Origin of the sequence: Streptomyces iconiensis (assembly GCF_028657195.3) — a bacterium.
Classification (GTDB): Bacteria; Actinomycetota; Actinomycetes; order Streptomycetales; family Streptomycetaceae; genus Streptomyces; species Streptomyces iconiensis.
Map to the genome: position 1 here is coordinate 45,695 of NZ_JANCPR020000043.1, position 13,264 is coordinate 58,958.

General features: G+C 71.4%; 12 protein-coding genes and 2 tRNA genes. 5 read left to right on the plus strand and 9 right to left on the minus strand.

The genetic code is table 11. From position 1 onward, the window contains the following. Positions 1–4 precede the first annotated feature (4 nt). Together NMN56_RS32660 and NMN56_RS32665 are read right to left on the minus strand one after the other, a co-directional pair. Positions 5–2,722, minus strand: coding sequence for a GTPase (locus tag NMN56_RS32660; RefSeq protein ID WP_430542769.1), 2,718 nt, complete (start codon positions 2,720–2,722; stop codon positions 5–7). Positions 2,723–2,724: 2 nt separating this feature from the next. After that, complete coding sequence (locus NMN56_RS32665; RefSeq protein ID WP_274043995.1) at positions 2,725–4,734, minus strand: GTPase domain-containing protein; 2,010 nt, start codon at positions 4,732–4,734, stop codon at positions 2,725–2,727. A 339-nt stretch (positions 4,735–5,073) separates the two neighbouring features. Here NMN56_RS32665 and NMN56_RS32670 point away from each other — a divergent pair. After that, positions 5,074–5,146 (plus strand) — tRNA-Arg (locus NMN56_RS32670). A gap of 238 nt (positions 5,147–5,384) precedes the next feature. Next, positions 5,385–6,080, plus strand: a complete 696-nt coding sequence (locus NMN56_RS32675; protein WP_274043916.1) for an alpha/beta hydrolase — start codon at positions 5,385–5,387, stop codon at positions 6,078–6,080. A 275-nt stretch (positions 6,081–6,355) separates the two neighbouring features. Here the strand turns inward: NMN56_RS32675 and NMN56_RS32680 are convergent, their stop codons facing one another. Beyond that, on the minus strand, positions 6,356–7,087 hold the full coding sequence (locus tag NMN56_RS32680; RefSeq protein WP_274043915.1) for an NAD(P)-dependent oxidoreductase: 732 nt from the start codon (positions 7,085–7,087) through the stop codon (positions 6,356–6,358). 98 nt (positions 7,088–7,185) lie between these two features. Between NMN56_RS32680 and NMN56_RS32685 the strand changes: the two genes are divergently transcribed. After that, a complete protein-coding gene (locus tag NMN56_RS32685) occupies positions 7,186–7,869 on the plus strand; it encodes a TetR/AcrR family transcriptional regulator (protein WP_274043914.1) in 684 nt (227 codons plus the stop codon). A 73-nt stretch (positions 7,870–7,942) separates the two neighbouring features. Here the strand turns inward: NMN56_RS32685 and NMN56_RS32690 are convergent, their stop codons facing one another. The 3 genes from NMN56_RS32690 to NMN56_RS32700 form a co-directional block, all read right to left on the minus strand. Beyond that, on the minus strand, positions 7,943–8,332 hold the full coding sequence (locus tag NMN56_RS32690; protein WP_274043913.1) for a hypothetical protein: 390 nt from the start codon (positions 8,330–8,332) through the stop codon (positions 7,943–7,945). A gap of 188 nt (positions 8,333–8,520) precedes the next feature. Further along, positions 8,521–8,594 (minus strand) — tRNA-Met (locus tag NMN56_RS32695). Positions 8,595–8,713: 119 nt separating this feature from the next. Further along, complete coding sequence (locus NMN56_RS32700; protein ID WP_274043912.1) at positions 8,714–9,241, minus strand: VOC family protein; 528 nt, start codon at positions 9,239–9,241, stop codon at positions 8,714–8,716. Positions 9,242–9,680: 439 nt separating this feature from the next. On the opposite strand from NMN56_RS32700, the gene NMN56_RS32705 reads away from it, so the two are divergent. Then, positions 9,681–9,938, plus strand: coding sequence for a lasso peptide biosynthesis PqqD family chaperone (locus tag NMN56_RS32705; protein ID WP_274043911.1), 258 nt, complete (start codon positions 9,681–9,683; stop codon positions 9,936–9,938). Positions 9,939–10,120: 182 nt separating this feature from the next. On the opposite strand, the gene NMN56_RS32710 is transcribed toward NMN56_RS32705, so the two are convergent. Together NMN56_RS32710 and NMN56_RS32715 are read right to left on the minus strand one after the other, a co-directional pair. Then, positions 10,121–11,011, minus strand: a complete 891-nt coding sequence (locus tag NMN56_RS32710) for an alpha/beta hydrolase (RefSeq protein ID WP_274043910.1) — start codon at positions 11,009–11,011, stop codon at positions 10,121–10,123. A 279-nt stretch (positions 11,012–11,290) separates the two neighbouring features. Continuing rightward, a complete protein-coding gene (locus tag NMN56_RS32715; RefSeq protein ID WP_274043909.1) occupies positions 11,291–11,491 on the minus strand; it encodes a hypothetical protein in 201 nt (66 codons plus the stop codon). 624 nt (positions 11,492–12,115) lie between these two features. Here NMN56_RS32715 and NMN56_RS32720 point away from each other — a divergent pair. Next, positions 12,116–12,868 carry a TetR/AcrR family transcriptional regulator gene (locus NMN56_RS32720; protein ID WP_274043907.1) on the plus strand — a complete coding sequence of 251 codons (753 nt, stop codon included), beginning with the start codon at positions 12,116–12,118 and terminating at the stop codon, positions 12,866–12,868. Here NMN56_RS32720 and NMN56_RS32725 read toward each other — a convergent pair. After that, positions 12,849–13,058, minus strand: coding sequence for a hypothetical protein (locus NMN56_RS32725; RefSeq protein WP_274043906.1), 210 nt, complete (start codon positions 13,056–13,058; stop codon positions 12,849–12,851). The two genes, NMN56_RS32720 and NMN56_RS32725, sit on opposite strands and share 20 nt — an antisense overlap. Positions 13,059–13,264 lie beyond the last annotated feature (206 nt).

The window sequence follows — 13,264 nt, forward strand, 5'->3', positions numbered from 1 at the left end:
GCCCCTACGCCCGCACCACTCCGGCAGCGATGGCGTACTGTTCGCGCACCTCGCGGTAGCGCATCAACTCGGTGGCCACCGGCTCCAGCACCCGCGTCCTTCCGCAGCCCGCCGCCAGTCTCCGCAGCCTGCGCTCCTCCTCCAGCCCGTAGGCCCGCGCAGGCCCGCGCGCCATCGCCCGGCATCCCCACGCCAGCAGCGGTCCGCCCGCCGTCGCCGCGAGGAACAGCGCACACGGCGCCAGCGCCCCGCCGAGGTTCCCGCCGCCGAACGCCACCATGGCCACCGCCCACACCACGCTCAGCACCTGCGTCCCCAGCAACAGCCCCTGGCCCACGCGCGCCGCCGTCCACCACGGAGGACGCGGTGGGCGCGACGGACGTGCGGCGCCCGCGGCACGCGGTGGCCGCAGCACGCGCGGGGCCCGCGGCGTGCCCTCGCCCCGAGGCTGCGCCACACCGTCAGCGTCGCCAACACCGGCACCGGCACCGGCACCGGCACCGGCGTGAACGTCAGCACCGGCGGCATCGCCCGGCTCAGCACCGTCGTCCCGCGATGCGGAACCAGGCTGAGGCACGGGCTCCGGAACGGCGCCCTCCGGCCCCTCCGCCCGGCCCGTGTGCGCGGCCCGTTCCGCCTGTCCGCCCCGTGCGCCCTCTCCCCTGCCCGCGCCGACCGCCCCCACCTCCATGACCGCGTCCAGCGCCTCCGGCAGTCCGGCCGCACCGCGCCGCGCCGACTCCCGTACGGTCCGCGCCCAGGCGTCCGGCAGGCCGTACGCGGCGGCGTCCGCCAGTTCCCGTACCGCCTGCGCCACTACGGGCCGTGCCGCGCGGGCATGTTGCAGGCTCTCGCGCGGCCTCGCCACCCGGGAGACCGTTCCGCGCGCTTCGGCCCGTGTGCACGAAGCCCCGCCCGCCGCCGAACGGTCCCGCGCCGAACCGTCCACGGCCGCACGGTCCCCCGTCGCCGTACCCGTGGCGTCCCCCCGTACGGCGTCCTTTCGTAGCGACTCATCCCGTACCGCCTCACCCCGTACGGCGTCGTTCCTGGACAGGGCCGTGCGGGCGCTGTAACGGCGGAGCAGTCGTACCCATGGGGTCGCGGAGGCGTGTCCGGCCTGGCGGAGCCAGGCGCGTTCCGCGGCCTGCCCCGCCGCTGCCGCGCCGACGGCGATGGCGAGGCGGTCCTCGAAGTCCTCCCGCGCGGGTTCGGTGAGTCCCGGCGCCCCGCCGATACCGGGGTCCGCGTACACGGGCTGGAGCCGTTCCATCGCTCCGTCCAGGTCGGCGTTCAACCGGAGAACGGCGGCGCGCTGGGCCGTGACGAACTCGCCCAACTCCTCGCGGAGCAGGGCGACGCCCTCTCCCGTGAGCGCGGAAGCGGAGAGGACGGCGGCGCCCGGCTCGCCGTGTTCGCCGAGTGCCATGCCGTCCTCGTCCAGCAGCCGCCGCAGGTCGTCCAGAACGGCGTCGACGGCGTCCGAGGTGAGCCGGTCGGTCTGGTTGAGGACGATGAAGGTGACCTCGGCGTGTCCTGCCAGCCGCCGCAGGTACTGCTCGTGCAGCACGGCGTCGGCGTACTTCTCCGGGTCGACGACCCACACGACGGCGTCGACCAGTTCCAGCATCCGGTCGACCTGTTCGCGGTGGTCCTTCGCCACGGAGTCGTGGTCGGGCAGGTCCACCAGTACGAGGCCGCTGAGCGCGCCGTCGCGGGTCCTGTGGCGCGCGTGAGCCGGAATGCCCAGCCTGTCGAGCAGCCCGTCGGCCCCGTCGGCGCCAGCGGCCTCCCACGTGCAGGAGACCGGCGCGGCCGTGGTGGGGCGGCGCATGGCGACCTCCGAGAACCGCGCTCCCGTCAGGGCGTTGAACAGGGAGGACTTGCCACTGCCCGTGGCCCCCGCGAGCGCGACCGTCGTGTAGGCGCGGGGCAGGCCCCGGCGTGCGGCTGCCGCGTCCAGCACTCGTCCCGCCTCGGCCAGCACCTCGCCGTCGAGCCGCGTACGGGAGAGGCCGACCAGTTCGCGCAGCGCGCCGAGGCGCTGGCGCAGCACGTCCTCCCCGGCCTTCCGCTCAGTCGCTTCCCGCTCGGGCCGCTCGGGCCGCCCGACCCGCTCCGGCCGCTCGGCCGGGCCACTGTGCTCGGCCGTCTCGCTCCGCCCGGCCCCTTCGATGTCCAGGGCCACCGCTTCGTGCCCGTCCGCCCGCTCCCCCACGTTCGTTCCTCCTTGGCCCTCGGTTTCGGCGCACGGGATGGTGGCTGCGTAGTGGTGCGCCGGATGCTGCGCACGCCGCTCGGTCAGTGGTGCGTTTCCGGACATGGGAGCGGGCGCCGCGGGCCGGACCACCGGCGCTCTACGGGCAATCAGTCCGTCGCCCCAGGGGGTCCCACGGGTCTCGCCCTCACCTGGGGAGGTGCCCGGCGCGCTGTCGGGGCGTGCGTCGTCCCCGGCTTCGCACACGGCGTCCTCGGCGTCCTCGGCGTCCTCGGCGTCGCGCTCCCCGTCCCCGCCTCCGTACGCCGCCGCCGGGTCTGTGTCTACCGGTCCGCCCTTTTTCAGGGGCGGCGGTGCGGCGCTCCATTGGGTGTCCGGATCGTCTGAGTGCGCGCCCGGTGCGTTGTTTCCTTCGGCTTCGACGGGCGGTACGGGCGGTGCGCTCGGCCCGGTATGCGGTTCGCTGTGCCGTGTGCACAGTCCGGCATCGGTGGAAGCCACCATGGTCACCTCTCCCTCTGCGCGCTCTCCAGGCCGCGCGCCCTGTGCGTCGGCTGGAGGGTGCGGGCCGCCTCCGCCTTGCTCAGCAGGGAGAACGCGGCAACCAGTTCCATCTGTGGTTCCGGGCCCGCGTCGAGCGCGTCCAGGGGGGCGAGGCGCCTGTCGCGCTCCCCGTAGAGGACACGTTCCACGCACCCGTTCAGCAGTTCCGCGCAGCGTTCCCGTAGTGCTCGCGCGGACTCCTCGCCGAGGAGGGCGGACAGCGCCGCTTCCGCGCCCTCCGCGCGGCGCCCGCCCAGGAGCGCGGCGGCCAGGAGCCCGGCCACTCTTTCCGTCTCGCCGTCGGGACCGCTGGAGGCGCGACCTGTAGCGCGCAGTTCGTCGTCGGCCAGTTCTTCCACGCACCGCCGCCACCTGCGTACGAGTACGCCGATCCGGCCGTGCCCCTCCGCGCCCGCCAGCGCGGGCGGTACGGGGAGATCGAGCGCGGGTTCGCCGCGCCGTACGGTGGCGATCCGTTCGTCGGCCGCCGCGACAGCGCCAGTGAGGAGCGCGGTGAGCCCCTCGGTGAACGCGTCGAAGAGTTCTTCACCGCCGCTGTCCCGGGGAAAACCGCGCCAGTGCGCCTCGGCATCGCCTGCCAGTAGTTCGCCGTCCGCGATGCGCACCTGTAGTCGCTCACCGGCTCTCTCGTAGGCCGCGTCCACTTGCTGGGCGAGACGCAGCGCCGCCGCGTACTGCGCTGCCGAGGCCCCCGCGAGCGAGGCGATACGGGAGCGGAGCGAGTCGACCGCGCCGGCAGCCGTACGGCCCGCCGCCTCGCTCCTGGCCTCTACGGTCCTCGCCCTGCGCTCCAGCCACTCGCGCAGCCCAGCGACCGCAGAGACGGGCAGCAGGCCCGAGCCGCCCGCGGACTCGGGCAGCTCGGGAATCGTGAACCGGGGCACCTCACCCAGCCCTTCGCGCTCCAGCAGCAACCGGTACTGGCCCGCCACCTCGGCCGCGACCTGGTGGGGTACCCGGTCGAGAACGGTGGCGAGAGTGACGTCGTACTCCTTGGCCGTACGCAGCAGATGCCAGGGAACCGCGTCCCCGTAGCGCGCAGCTGTTGTGACCAGGACCCAGATGTCGGCCGCGCAGATCAGTTCGGCGGCGAGGTCACGGTTGCGGGCAACCAGGGAGTCGATGTCGGGAGCGTCGAGCAGCGCGAGGCCGCGGGGCAGACCCGAATCGATCTCCAGCCGGAGCGCGCGCCCACCGGACTCGGCCTCACTACCGGAGCCGCAACCGATGCCCGAGCCGGTGAAGGTGCCGGTGCCGGAGTCAAGATCGAGGCCGAGATCGAGATCGAGGTCGGGCTCGGTGCCGAGATCGAGGCCGCTGCCCGCCTCCGTGTTCACCGCGTGTGCGTGTGCGTGTGCGTACGCGTACTCGTCCGTGTCCGCGTACGTCAGGGGACCCGGCGCCTGTCCCTGTCCGCCGTCCTGACGGCGCGAGTACGGGTGGGGCCCGGGATACGGGCGGGTGTCCGGGGAGGAGGGAGAGCCCGGGTAGGAGCGGGCTCCGGGGTACGGGTGCGCGCCGGAGCCCGCTCCGGGCGCCTCGGGGGAGCCGCCGGGAGTGCCGACGGGGCTGGTCTCCTGGCGGGGTACCCACACCCGTTCCAGGCGGGGCAGCACACGTCGGCCCACGAACCACGAGCGGTCGTCCGGGTGACAGACCAGCACCGGCGTGTGTGTTGTCGGCCGCAGAACGCCCGCCTCGCTGACTCTGCGGCCCACGAGCGAGTTCACGAGCGTCGACTTGCCCGCGCCCGTCGAGCCCCCGATCACCGCGAGCAGCGGGGCCTCGGGGGTGCGCAGGCGCGGAACGAGGTAGTCGTCGAGCTGCGCCAGCAGTTCCGCCCGGGAACGACGAGCGCGCTCGGCCCCCGGAAGCGGGAGCGGAAAGCGGGCGGCGGCGACACGCTCGCGCAGTGCGGTGAGCGCGTCGAGCAGGTCGGGCCGTACGTCCAAGATCGCCACATGTGCAGAATGCCCAATTTTGAGGCGTTTTTGAAGCCTATCCACGATGGATCCCTGCGAAAAAGGTGGCTTTCGCCAGGCAATGGACCTGTTCACCCCGCATGACCCACCTGCAACCCGGCCGCACCCATAACGACTGAGCAACACCCGCACCGCACACCGCCAAAAGCAATGCGTAAATCGCACCCGCCTGCGATTATCGGGACCGCTTCACTGAACCTCCACATGGCATCGCGGAGGTGAAGCGAGCAGGACGAGCCTCCCGGCCCCCTATCCTTGACCCCGCCATGGTCACTCTGGGGGCGAGCCCGCCCACCGCGACGGAGACCGGCCCCCGTAGCTCAGTGGATAGAGCAGGTGCCTTCTAAGCACTTGGCCGCAGGTTCGAGTCCTGCCGGGGGCACACTCACAGCCTCACCAGCGAAAGCGCGGGTGGGGCTTTCGTATGCGCGCACATTCCGGTCCTCCGGTGGGTCCATCCGGTCCTGCGGTGAGGCCGTGCGCTGTGCTCTCGGCCGCGTCGGCGCACGGCGCCGTGCGCATCGCTGAGACGGACAGGGTGGCCGAGGGGTCTGGTGGCGGCCCGGGTGACCGGCCCTTACCGTGGCTGAGGGGGATCTCTGATCAAAGAGGTGTTTCCCGTGGCGGACAAGCCCGCAGTTGTTCTGGTGCACGGTTTCTGGGGCGGCGCAGCCCACTGGGCGAAGGTCGTCGTTGAATTGCGCAAGCGAGGGTTCACTTCGCTGCAGGCGGTGGAGAACCCGTTGACCTCGCTGGCCGACGACGCCGAACGCACCCGGAAGATGGTCAGGCAGATCGAAGGGCCGGTGCTGCTCGTCGGGCACTCCTACGGCGGCGCGGTCATCACCGAGGCCGGTGACCTGCCGAACGTGGCCGGGCTGGTCTACATCGCCGCGTTCGCACCCGACGCGAACGAGAGCCCGGGGCAGATCAGCGAAGAGAAGCCGCCGGCGGCGTTCGAGAACATCGCCCCGGACTCCGACGGCTTTTTGTGGATCGCGCAGGACAAGTTCCACGAGAGTTTCTGCCAGGACCTGGCCGCCGATGAGGCACTGGTCATGGCGGTGACCCAGAAAGCTCCGCTGAGCCCTGCCTTCGGCGACAACGTGACCGCACCGGCCTGGCGGTCCAAGCCCGTCTGGTATCAGGTCTCCGCAGCCGACCGGATGATCCATCCGGACAACGAACGTCGCATGGCCCAGCGGATGAATCCCCGCAAGACCATCGAACTCGACGCCAGTCACGCCTCACTCGCCTCTCAGCCTGTCCCGGTCAGCGACCTGATCGCGGAGGCCGCGAACGACCTCGCGGGGTAGCGCGAACGACCTCCGGGGGGAGTGCGAACGACCTCCGGGGGGAGTGCGAACGACCTCGTGGAGCACGCGAATGACCTCGTGGAGCAGAAGAGGGCCTCCCCCGCCCTGCACGTGACTGCGCCCCGCCTCTCCTCCCGGAGAGCCGGGGCGCAGTCGTCGCGCCGGAAAGGGGCACCTGTGCGGCATGTGTGCGGGGCCGTTACGCCCATTCCGGGCGAGGGCCTGGCGCTTCCGCCACCGGCGGCAAGGGGCAAGTGCGGGGCTGCTCCGGACCGTTAGGCGGTGTTGTGAGGGCTGGAGTCGTGGGGCCCGGTGTTGTGGGCGAGGGCGCTGGGGGTTCGGCAGCCGACAATGGCCGGGGCCTCCTGGACGAGGGTGTCGTTGGTGAGTGCTTCCACCATGAACAGGGCGAAGTCCACCCGGCGCGTCAGGTTGCCGGCCAGTACCGGGTCGCCCACGTGCCCGCTCCATACGGGCAGGCCCTGGCTCTCGCCTTCCTCCAGGGTGCTGCCGCGCACCACGGTCCACCGGGTGTCGCTGGCGAACACCCGGCGGCACGCCTCCACCTGGTCGCCGATCTCCACGGCGCGCACGAGCTTGCCCAGTACGGAGGCGACGAGGACGCCCATGGTGAACATCCGCGAGTACTGGTCCTTGCCGTCGCGCGTGATGTGCCATCCGCAGGAGAAGACCAGGCGCGCGTCCGGCGGTGCGTGGTCGAGCACCGCCTGCGCCGTGCCCGACGCGTACTGCTGAACGCCCCAGGGCACCAGCACCGTCAGCACCCCGTCGCACCCGGCGACCGCCCGCCGGATCACGTCCGGATCGTTCGTGGGCCCGGGGACGACGGTCATCCGGCCCTCGAACGCGGCCAGTTTGGCCACACTGCGCTCCCGGCACACGCCGACCACCTCGTAGCCGCGTTCCAGTGCGTGCCGAACCATGTACTGCCCGAGCTTCCCCGAAGCCCCGACGATGCAGACCTTCTTCACGCGATCCGTGCCCATGGAGCAGCCCTTTCGCCGGCGTGCTTACCTTATGCCGTAAGGTAGCCTTATACTGTAAGGCGGTCAAGGGGAGCGAGAAAGAAGGGAAGGAGGAGTGCATGCGTGAGGGAGGCAAGGGCCGGCGCGGCGCTGCGGCGCGTACCCCGCTCAGTCGCGAGCGCGTGATCCGTACGGCGTTGGCGGTGGCCGACGAGAAGGGGTCAGCCGCGCTCACCATGCGGGCCATCGCCGAACCGCTGAGGGTCGAGGCGATGTCGCTCTACCACCATGTGGCGGGCAGGGAGGACATCCTCGACGGCATGGTGGACGCGGTGTTCGGAGAGATCGAGCTGCCACCGCGCGAGGAGGACTGGAAGAGTGCCATGCGCCACCGCGCGGACTCGGCGCGCGCCGTCCTCCGGCGCCATCCGTGGGCCATCGGCCTCATGGACTCCCGCTCCCGGCCCGGCCCGGCGACCCTGCGCCACCACGACGCCGTCATCGGAGCGTTGCGCGCCGGAGGATTCTCCGTGCCGATGACCGCGCACGCCGTCTCGCTGATCGACAGCTACCTGTACGGCTTCGTACTGCAGGAGCTGAGCCTGCCGTTCAGAGGTGCGGCGGAACAGGACGAGGTCGCGGGCGCCATCATGCGCGACATGCCGGCCGACACCTACCCCCACCTCACCGAGCTGGCCGCCGAGCACGTTCTCAAGCCCGGCTACGACTACACCGACGAGTTCACCTTCGGCCTCAGCCTCATTCTCGACGCACTCCACCCGGACGAGACCACGAGCGGCTAGCCCGGGCCCGAGGCCCGGGGGCCGGCGCCAAGTACGGGCAGCTGAAGCGGCGTTCGCCGGGCGTCCGTCCCGGTCAGGCCGTGAACTGGCCCAGAGCTTGCATCACCAGCAGCAGGGCGACCAGTACGGCCACGCCGATACCGCCCACGCGGGCGCCGCCCCGGGGGAGGAACGTTCCGATCACCGTTCCCAGCGTGGTCAGCGGCACCGCGATCCAGGCGACGGCGACCAGTGCGGCGTCGAAGCGCAGCGGACCGCGAATGCCGTCCTGGCAGGAGTCGCAGGCGACGGCGAGCAACGGCCCGAACAGCCCCGCGAAGGCGCCCAGGACCAGAACTCCCGCCGCGAGAAGCACCAGCCCGGCCCAGTCCAGGGCGGTACGCCCGCCGCGCGCGTGAAGGCGCTCGGAATCGGAGCCGGGGTCGGGGTCGGGGACTGTGGGAGCGGTGCTGGTCTTCTCCATGTGGCGAACGCTATGGAGCCTGCTCGCGGGCCGGTACCCGCCCGCGTACTCAGATCGGCGGGGCGCCGGTCCGAGTCGGTGCCCTGGCCCCGGGTCCGGGCCCAGCCTCGGTGCGGTGCGGTGCGGTGCGGTGCGGTGCGGTCACGCAACAGGGCCCGGATCCTTGAGGATCCGGGCCCTGTTCACAGTAGCGGGGACAGGATTTGAACCTGCGACCTCTGGGTTATGAGCCCAGCGAGCTACCGAGCTGCTCCACCCCGCGTCGGTAAACCTCACTCTACGCCCTTCCGGCACCCACCCGTGACCACTTTTCCGCGCACCGTCCCCGAGCCGTCCCGCGAGCCATCCCCGTGCCGTCGTACGAGCCGCCCCCGAGCCGCGTCATTGCGGGCGGAGGGGGCGCCAGCGGCGTCGGGTCGTGTACGCCTCGTACGGCTGGGGGTCGGGGTAGGTGATCAGTTCGAGGGTGCTGCCCCAGGGCGTGCGTGTGTAGGTCATCCGGTTGCGCGGGCCGGCCTCGACGCCGGGGAGCGGCCGGGGGCCGCCCACCGGGAGTCCGCCGGCCTCCTCGACACGGGCGAGGGCCCCGTCGAGATCGTCGACGTACACGGCCAGGTGCTGCCAGCCCAGACCGGACGGCGGCACGGGCCCTCCTTGGCCGGGGGCGCGGAACTCGAAGAGTTCAAGTCCCGGGCCGTCCGGCAGGGCGAGCATGCGCACGGCCACCTGCGCGGTGCCTTCCGGAACGCCCAGCCCCTGTTCCAGGGACGGGCCGGTGCGGGGGCCGTCCTCGCGGCGGAGCGTGTCGTAGAGGACTTCAGCGCCCAGCGCACGGCGGAAGAAGACAGTGGCCGTTTCGATGTCGGGGACGGTGACCCCGACGTGGTCGATGCCGCGGACGCCCGGCATCTCAGGACCCCGGGGTGCGGGGAGTCGTGGCGCGAGGAGTCGTAACACCTGGAGTCATAGCGCGCGGCGGTTCGCCGTCGGACGCAGGGTCAAGGGCAGGCGCCGGGGCAGCACTCGCAGGGGCAACGCTTCGGAAGGCAACTTCGCCGATGTCCATCTGCCGCTCGTTCCTCTCGGTCCCCGACCTCTGGCGTGGAGGTCAGCTGCACCTTGGCAGGGCGGGCCGAAGGGGATGAGGAGGCGTGCCCCCGCCCGTGTGCCGGTCGCCCGGTCGGCCCCGTTGCCGCGCCGCGTCCGTTTCGGAGCTGCCCGAAACACCTGCCGCCGTCGGAGCCCGGTACCCAACATGGGCATGGCGACGCCGTACGGCCAGGGCCCCGCTCGGTGGAGGCCCGCGCGGGGCGAGCGACCGACCGAGCGCACAAGGAGTACGAGTCCGATGACGTACGCACTCCCACCCGATGTGACGGCGACCAGGACCGAGGGCGGCATGGTGCTGCTCCAGGAGACGACGGGGCGCTACTGGATGCTCAACGGAACCGGTGCGGCCGTGGTCCAGCTCCTCACCGAGGGCAGGACCGTGCCCGCCGTCTCAGCGGAGCTGAGCGCCCGCTTCGGCCAGGACCCCGCCCGGGTCGCAGCCGATGTGCGGGCGCTGCTCAAACAGCTCAGCGACGCACGGCTGGTGACCCCATGAGGCTTCCGGCCGAGCCGAACAGCGCAGCCCGGGTGTGCTGTTCGGCCTGCGGTCGTTGAACGCGGGTGCGTCACGGGGTCCGTGCCGTCGAGCCCGGAGAGCGGGACGCCGAGCCCGCCCCGGGTCGTTCCCTCGTTCGGGGTGAGCGGCAGACCGGGGCGCGGGCTCGGGACAACAGGCGGTCAGTTCGTGGAGTGGGCTGCCTTGTTGATGAGGCGGGCCACGGCGTCGGGGTGGGAGACGGTGACCGCGTGGGACGCGTTGATCTTGACCGTGCGGGCGTGGGCGCGGTCGGCCATGAAGGTCTGCGCCTTGAGGGGGATGTTGCGGTCCTGTGTGGTGATCATGGACCAGGACGGGATCGTCCTCCAGGCGGCGGCTTCGGCGCCCTCGTCAAGTGCCGCACTGGTGACGGGCCGCTGAGTGGCCGCCATCTGCTGCGCCGTGGAGCGGGACACGTCGGCGGCGAACTGGCGGTGGAACTTGCCCTGTTCGATGTACAGATCCGTCACCTTCGAGCCGTCGGGCAGAGCTGTGGGGACCTCGTTGAGCGTGGAGCCGAGGGTACTGCCGGGGAACTTCGCGGACAGCTCGGACGCGCTCTCGCCCTTGTCGGGGAGGAAGGCGGCGACGTAGACGAGGGCCTCGACGTTCTTGTTGCCTGCGGCGGCCTCGCTGATGACGGAGCCGCCGTAGGAGTGTCCCGCCAGGACGACGGGGCCTTTGATGCCGGCGAGTACATCGCGGAGGTAGGCGGCGTCACTGCTGACACCGCGCAGCGGGTTGGCGGGCGCCATGACCGGATAGCCCTCCCGCTTCAGCCGCTTGACCACACCGTTCCAGCTGGAACCTTCGGCGAAAGCGCCGTGGACCAGGACGACGGTCGGCTTGGGGCCGTGGTGCCCCTTCGGCACCGCCTTGAGGGTGCTGTTGGCCTTGTCGGCGCTGCCGCCGCTGTCCGCCTTGCCCGCGTTGGCAGTGCCGGTGGCCGTGAGGACGAGCGCGACAGTTGCGGCGGCGCCGAGAGCGGCCAGGGTGAGCTGCGAGCGACGGAGCGGCTTGCGGTTCGGCATAGGAATCTCCTGATGTGGGGTGTTGCGCGCGCGGTGTTGCGTGCGGGGGTGAGTGCGGTCCTGCGTGCGGTGTGTATACGGCCGGTGCTGTTCGGCCCTCATGGGCGGGCCGCCGCGACGGCGGGGCGCACGATGGTCCGTGGAACACGGATGAGGTACGTGTGGGGGCGCGGCATGCGCGCTCGCGCAGTGGCTCCATGCAGCCAGGCGGCAAGGGCGTTGGCGACGTAGGTGCCGTCCAGGTCGGCAAGGGAGAGTCCGGCCGAAGCGGCCGAGGATTCAGAGGTTTCGCGGCGGAAGCGATTCAGAGGTTTCGCGGCGGAAGCGGGGCTCGTCGGTCGTCGCCGCCTCGACCACGACCGTCGCCACGTCGTCCGGGGGTGTCTGCGCGACCGGCATGGCCGCCATGGCGAATCGGCCGGATTCCTCGCTGAGTTCGCGGTAGGTCCCACCGGGGGTGGAGAGCGCCTCGACGTCCATGTTCCCGGTGACGTTCGTCCATGTTCGCGGTGACGTTCGTCGCGACGTACGGGGGTTCGGCCACGCTGACCGCGCCCCCGGAACGGACGGCGACCGGCTCAAGTGACTGCGTCAAGCCTTCCCGTGCGGACTTCGAGGCGGAGCACGCGTCGAGGAACGGCCGGCCGTGGGTCGCACCGTCGCTGGTGACGGTGACGGTGACGGTGCGCCCGGCGCCGACCTCCCACACCGGCGGAAACACATGCCGTATGAGCCTGGCGGCTCCCCAAATGGACTCCCTGGGTCGTGGCCCCGTCCAGCAGGGCGTCTGCCTTGCCGGTGCCCCGCGTCGCCGCGACGACACGTATGTTCCTGTGGACCGCCAGGCCCACGTCGGTGTACAGGCCGATCCCGCTCGACGTTCCCGTCACGACCGCGAGCCGGGGTTGGGTGGTCATCTCGGACTCCTTCATGAGCGGGGGCGTGTGGGCGTTCGGTCCGGCGTGGTTCATGGTGCGGCCCGGTTCCGCACCTCTGGTCGCGCTCCTGACAGTACGGAGCGGAAGGAAGTTTTAGCAGTGTGAACTTTTCTTAACACTGCCAAACCCCTTTGTTGTTGTTATGCGACCGCCGTACGGTCCTCGCATGTCCCCAGACACGTCCGCTTCCACCGGCACGTCCGCTTCCGCGAGCGACGCGCTCACGCTGCGCCAGCGGCGCCGGGCCGTCGCCACGCGCGAGATCCTGACCGCCGCCGAGTCCCACATCGCCGAGAACGGGCCCGCCGCGCTGTCCCTGCGCGCGGTCGCGCGAAGTCTCGGCATGACGGTGCAGGCGCTCTACCACTACTTTCCGAGCCGGGACGACCTCGTCACTGCGCTCGTCACCAAGGCGTACGACGATCTCGCCGACGCCGTACAGGCCGCGGTCCCCGGGGACGCGGCCGAGCCGCGGGTACTGGCACCGGCCGAGGGGTACAGGCAGTGGGCCGTCGACCACCCCGAACGGTTCCAACTCCTGTACGGGGCGCCGCTTCGGTACTACCAAGCTCCCGTCGAAGGCCCGACCACCATGGCGGTCCGCCGGATGAGCAATCTCTTCCAGCACGAGCTGTTCGCCGAGTTCACGACGGAACAACTGGCCGCGGCCCGTACTCCCGAACTCTCCCCCGCACTACGGGCGCATCTCGCACACCTGCCGCACGACGGGATGGGGTCGCTGCCTCCTCCCGCCGCCTCGCTGCTTCTGAGCGCGTGGGGGCACATGCATGGCCTCGTCACACTGGAGGTCTTCGGGCACACGGCGTTCATCGGTGACCACCAGGCCGAGGTCTTCCGCGCGGCCATGCGGAACCTGTCCGAGGACATACACCGCCGGATCACTGCTCAGGCGGCGTGATCACGGTTCCTGGGGTCAGGATCTGGTCGAGGGTGTCGCGGATGGCGCGGTAGGCGATGCTCTCCATGACCGTGAGGGACTCGGGGGACTCAGCCGCCGGAGCCGGTGAGTTCGACACCTCGGCGTCCGCCCAGTCCCGAGCCCTGCGGATGCGCTCCAACAGCTCTTGTGCGTCCAGAGGCTGTGTCATGCCGAGGACCGTACAGCCGCGAACCGGACGTTGTCCGTCCGCCAACCGTGCCCCGGGGTTGTGCACATGAGTGACGGTCGGTACGGCCCTCAGCGCCGCCCGTACGTCCGAACGCCCGAACGTTCCTATGGAAGGTCGGCGGGGCCCCGGGTGTTCCCGGCGACGGTGGGCGCGTTCCGGCCGGATCGTTCGGTCATGCCGGTGCG

Bases quoted from the DNA above. Each gene is read 5' to 3' on its own strand.
- NMN56_RS32705 (WP_274043911.1), top strand. From the start codon at position 9,681: ATGACGTACGCACTCCCACCCGATGTGACGGCGACCAGGACCGAGGGC.
- NMN56_RS32690 (WP_274043913.1), bottom strand. From the start codon at position 8,332: ATGGAGAAGACCAGCACCGCTCCCACAGTCCCCGACCCCGACCCCGGC.
- NMN56_RS32715 (WP_274043909.1), bottom strand. From the start codon at position 11,491: ATGGACGTCGAGGCGCTCTCCACCCCCGGTGGGACCTACCGCGAACTC.
- NMN56_RS32710 (WP_274043910.1), bottom strand. From the start codon at position 11,011: ATGCCGAACCGCAAGCCGCTCCGTCGCTCGCAGCTCACCCTGGCCGCT.
- NMN56_RS32720 (WP_274043907.1), top strand. From the start codon at position 12,116: ATGTCCCCAGACACGTCCGCTTCCACCGGCACGTCCGCTTCCGCGAGC.
- NMN56_RS32685 (WP_274043914.1), top strand. From the start codon at position 7,186: ATGCGTGAGGGAGGCAAGGGCCGGCGCGGCGCTGCGGCGCGTACCCCG.
- NMN56_RS32700 (WP_274043912.1), bottom strand. From the start codon at position 9,241: ATGCCGGGCGTCCGCGGCATCGACCACGTCGGGGTCACCGTCCCCGAC.
- NMN56_RS32725 (WP_274043906.1), bottom strand. From the start codon at position 13,058: ATGACACAGCCTCTGGACGCACAAGAGCTGTTGGAGCGCATCCGCAGG.
- NMN56_RS32660 (WP_430542769.1), bottom strand. From the start codon at position 2,722: ATGGTGGCTTCCACCGATGCCGGACTGTGCACACGGCACAGCGAACCG.
- NMN56_RS32680 (WP_274043915.1), bottom strand. From the start codon at position 7,087: ATGGGCACGGATCGCGTGAAGAAGGTCTGCATCGTCGGGGCTTCGGGG.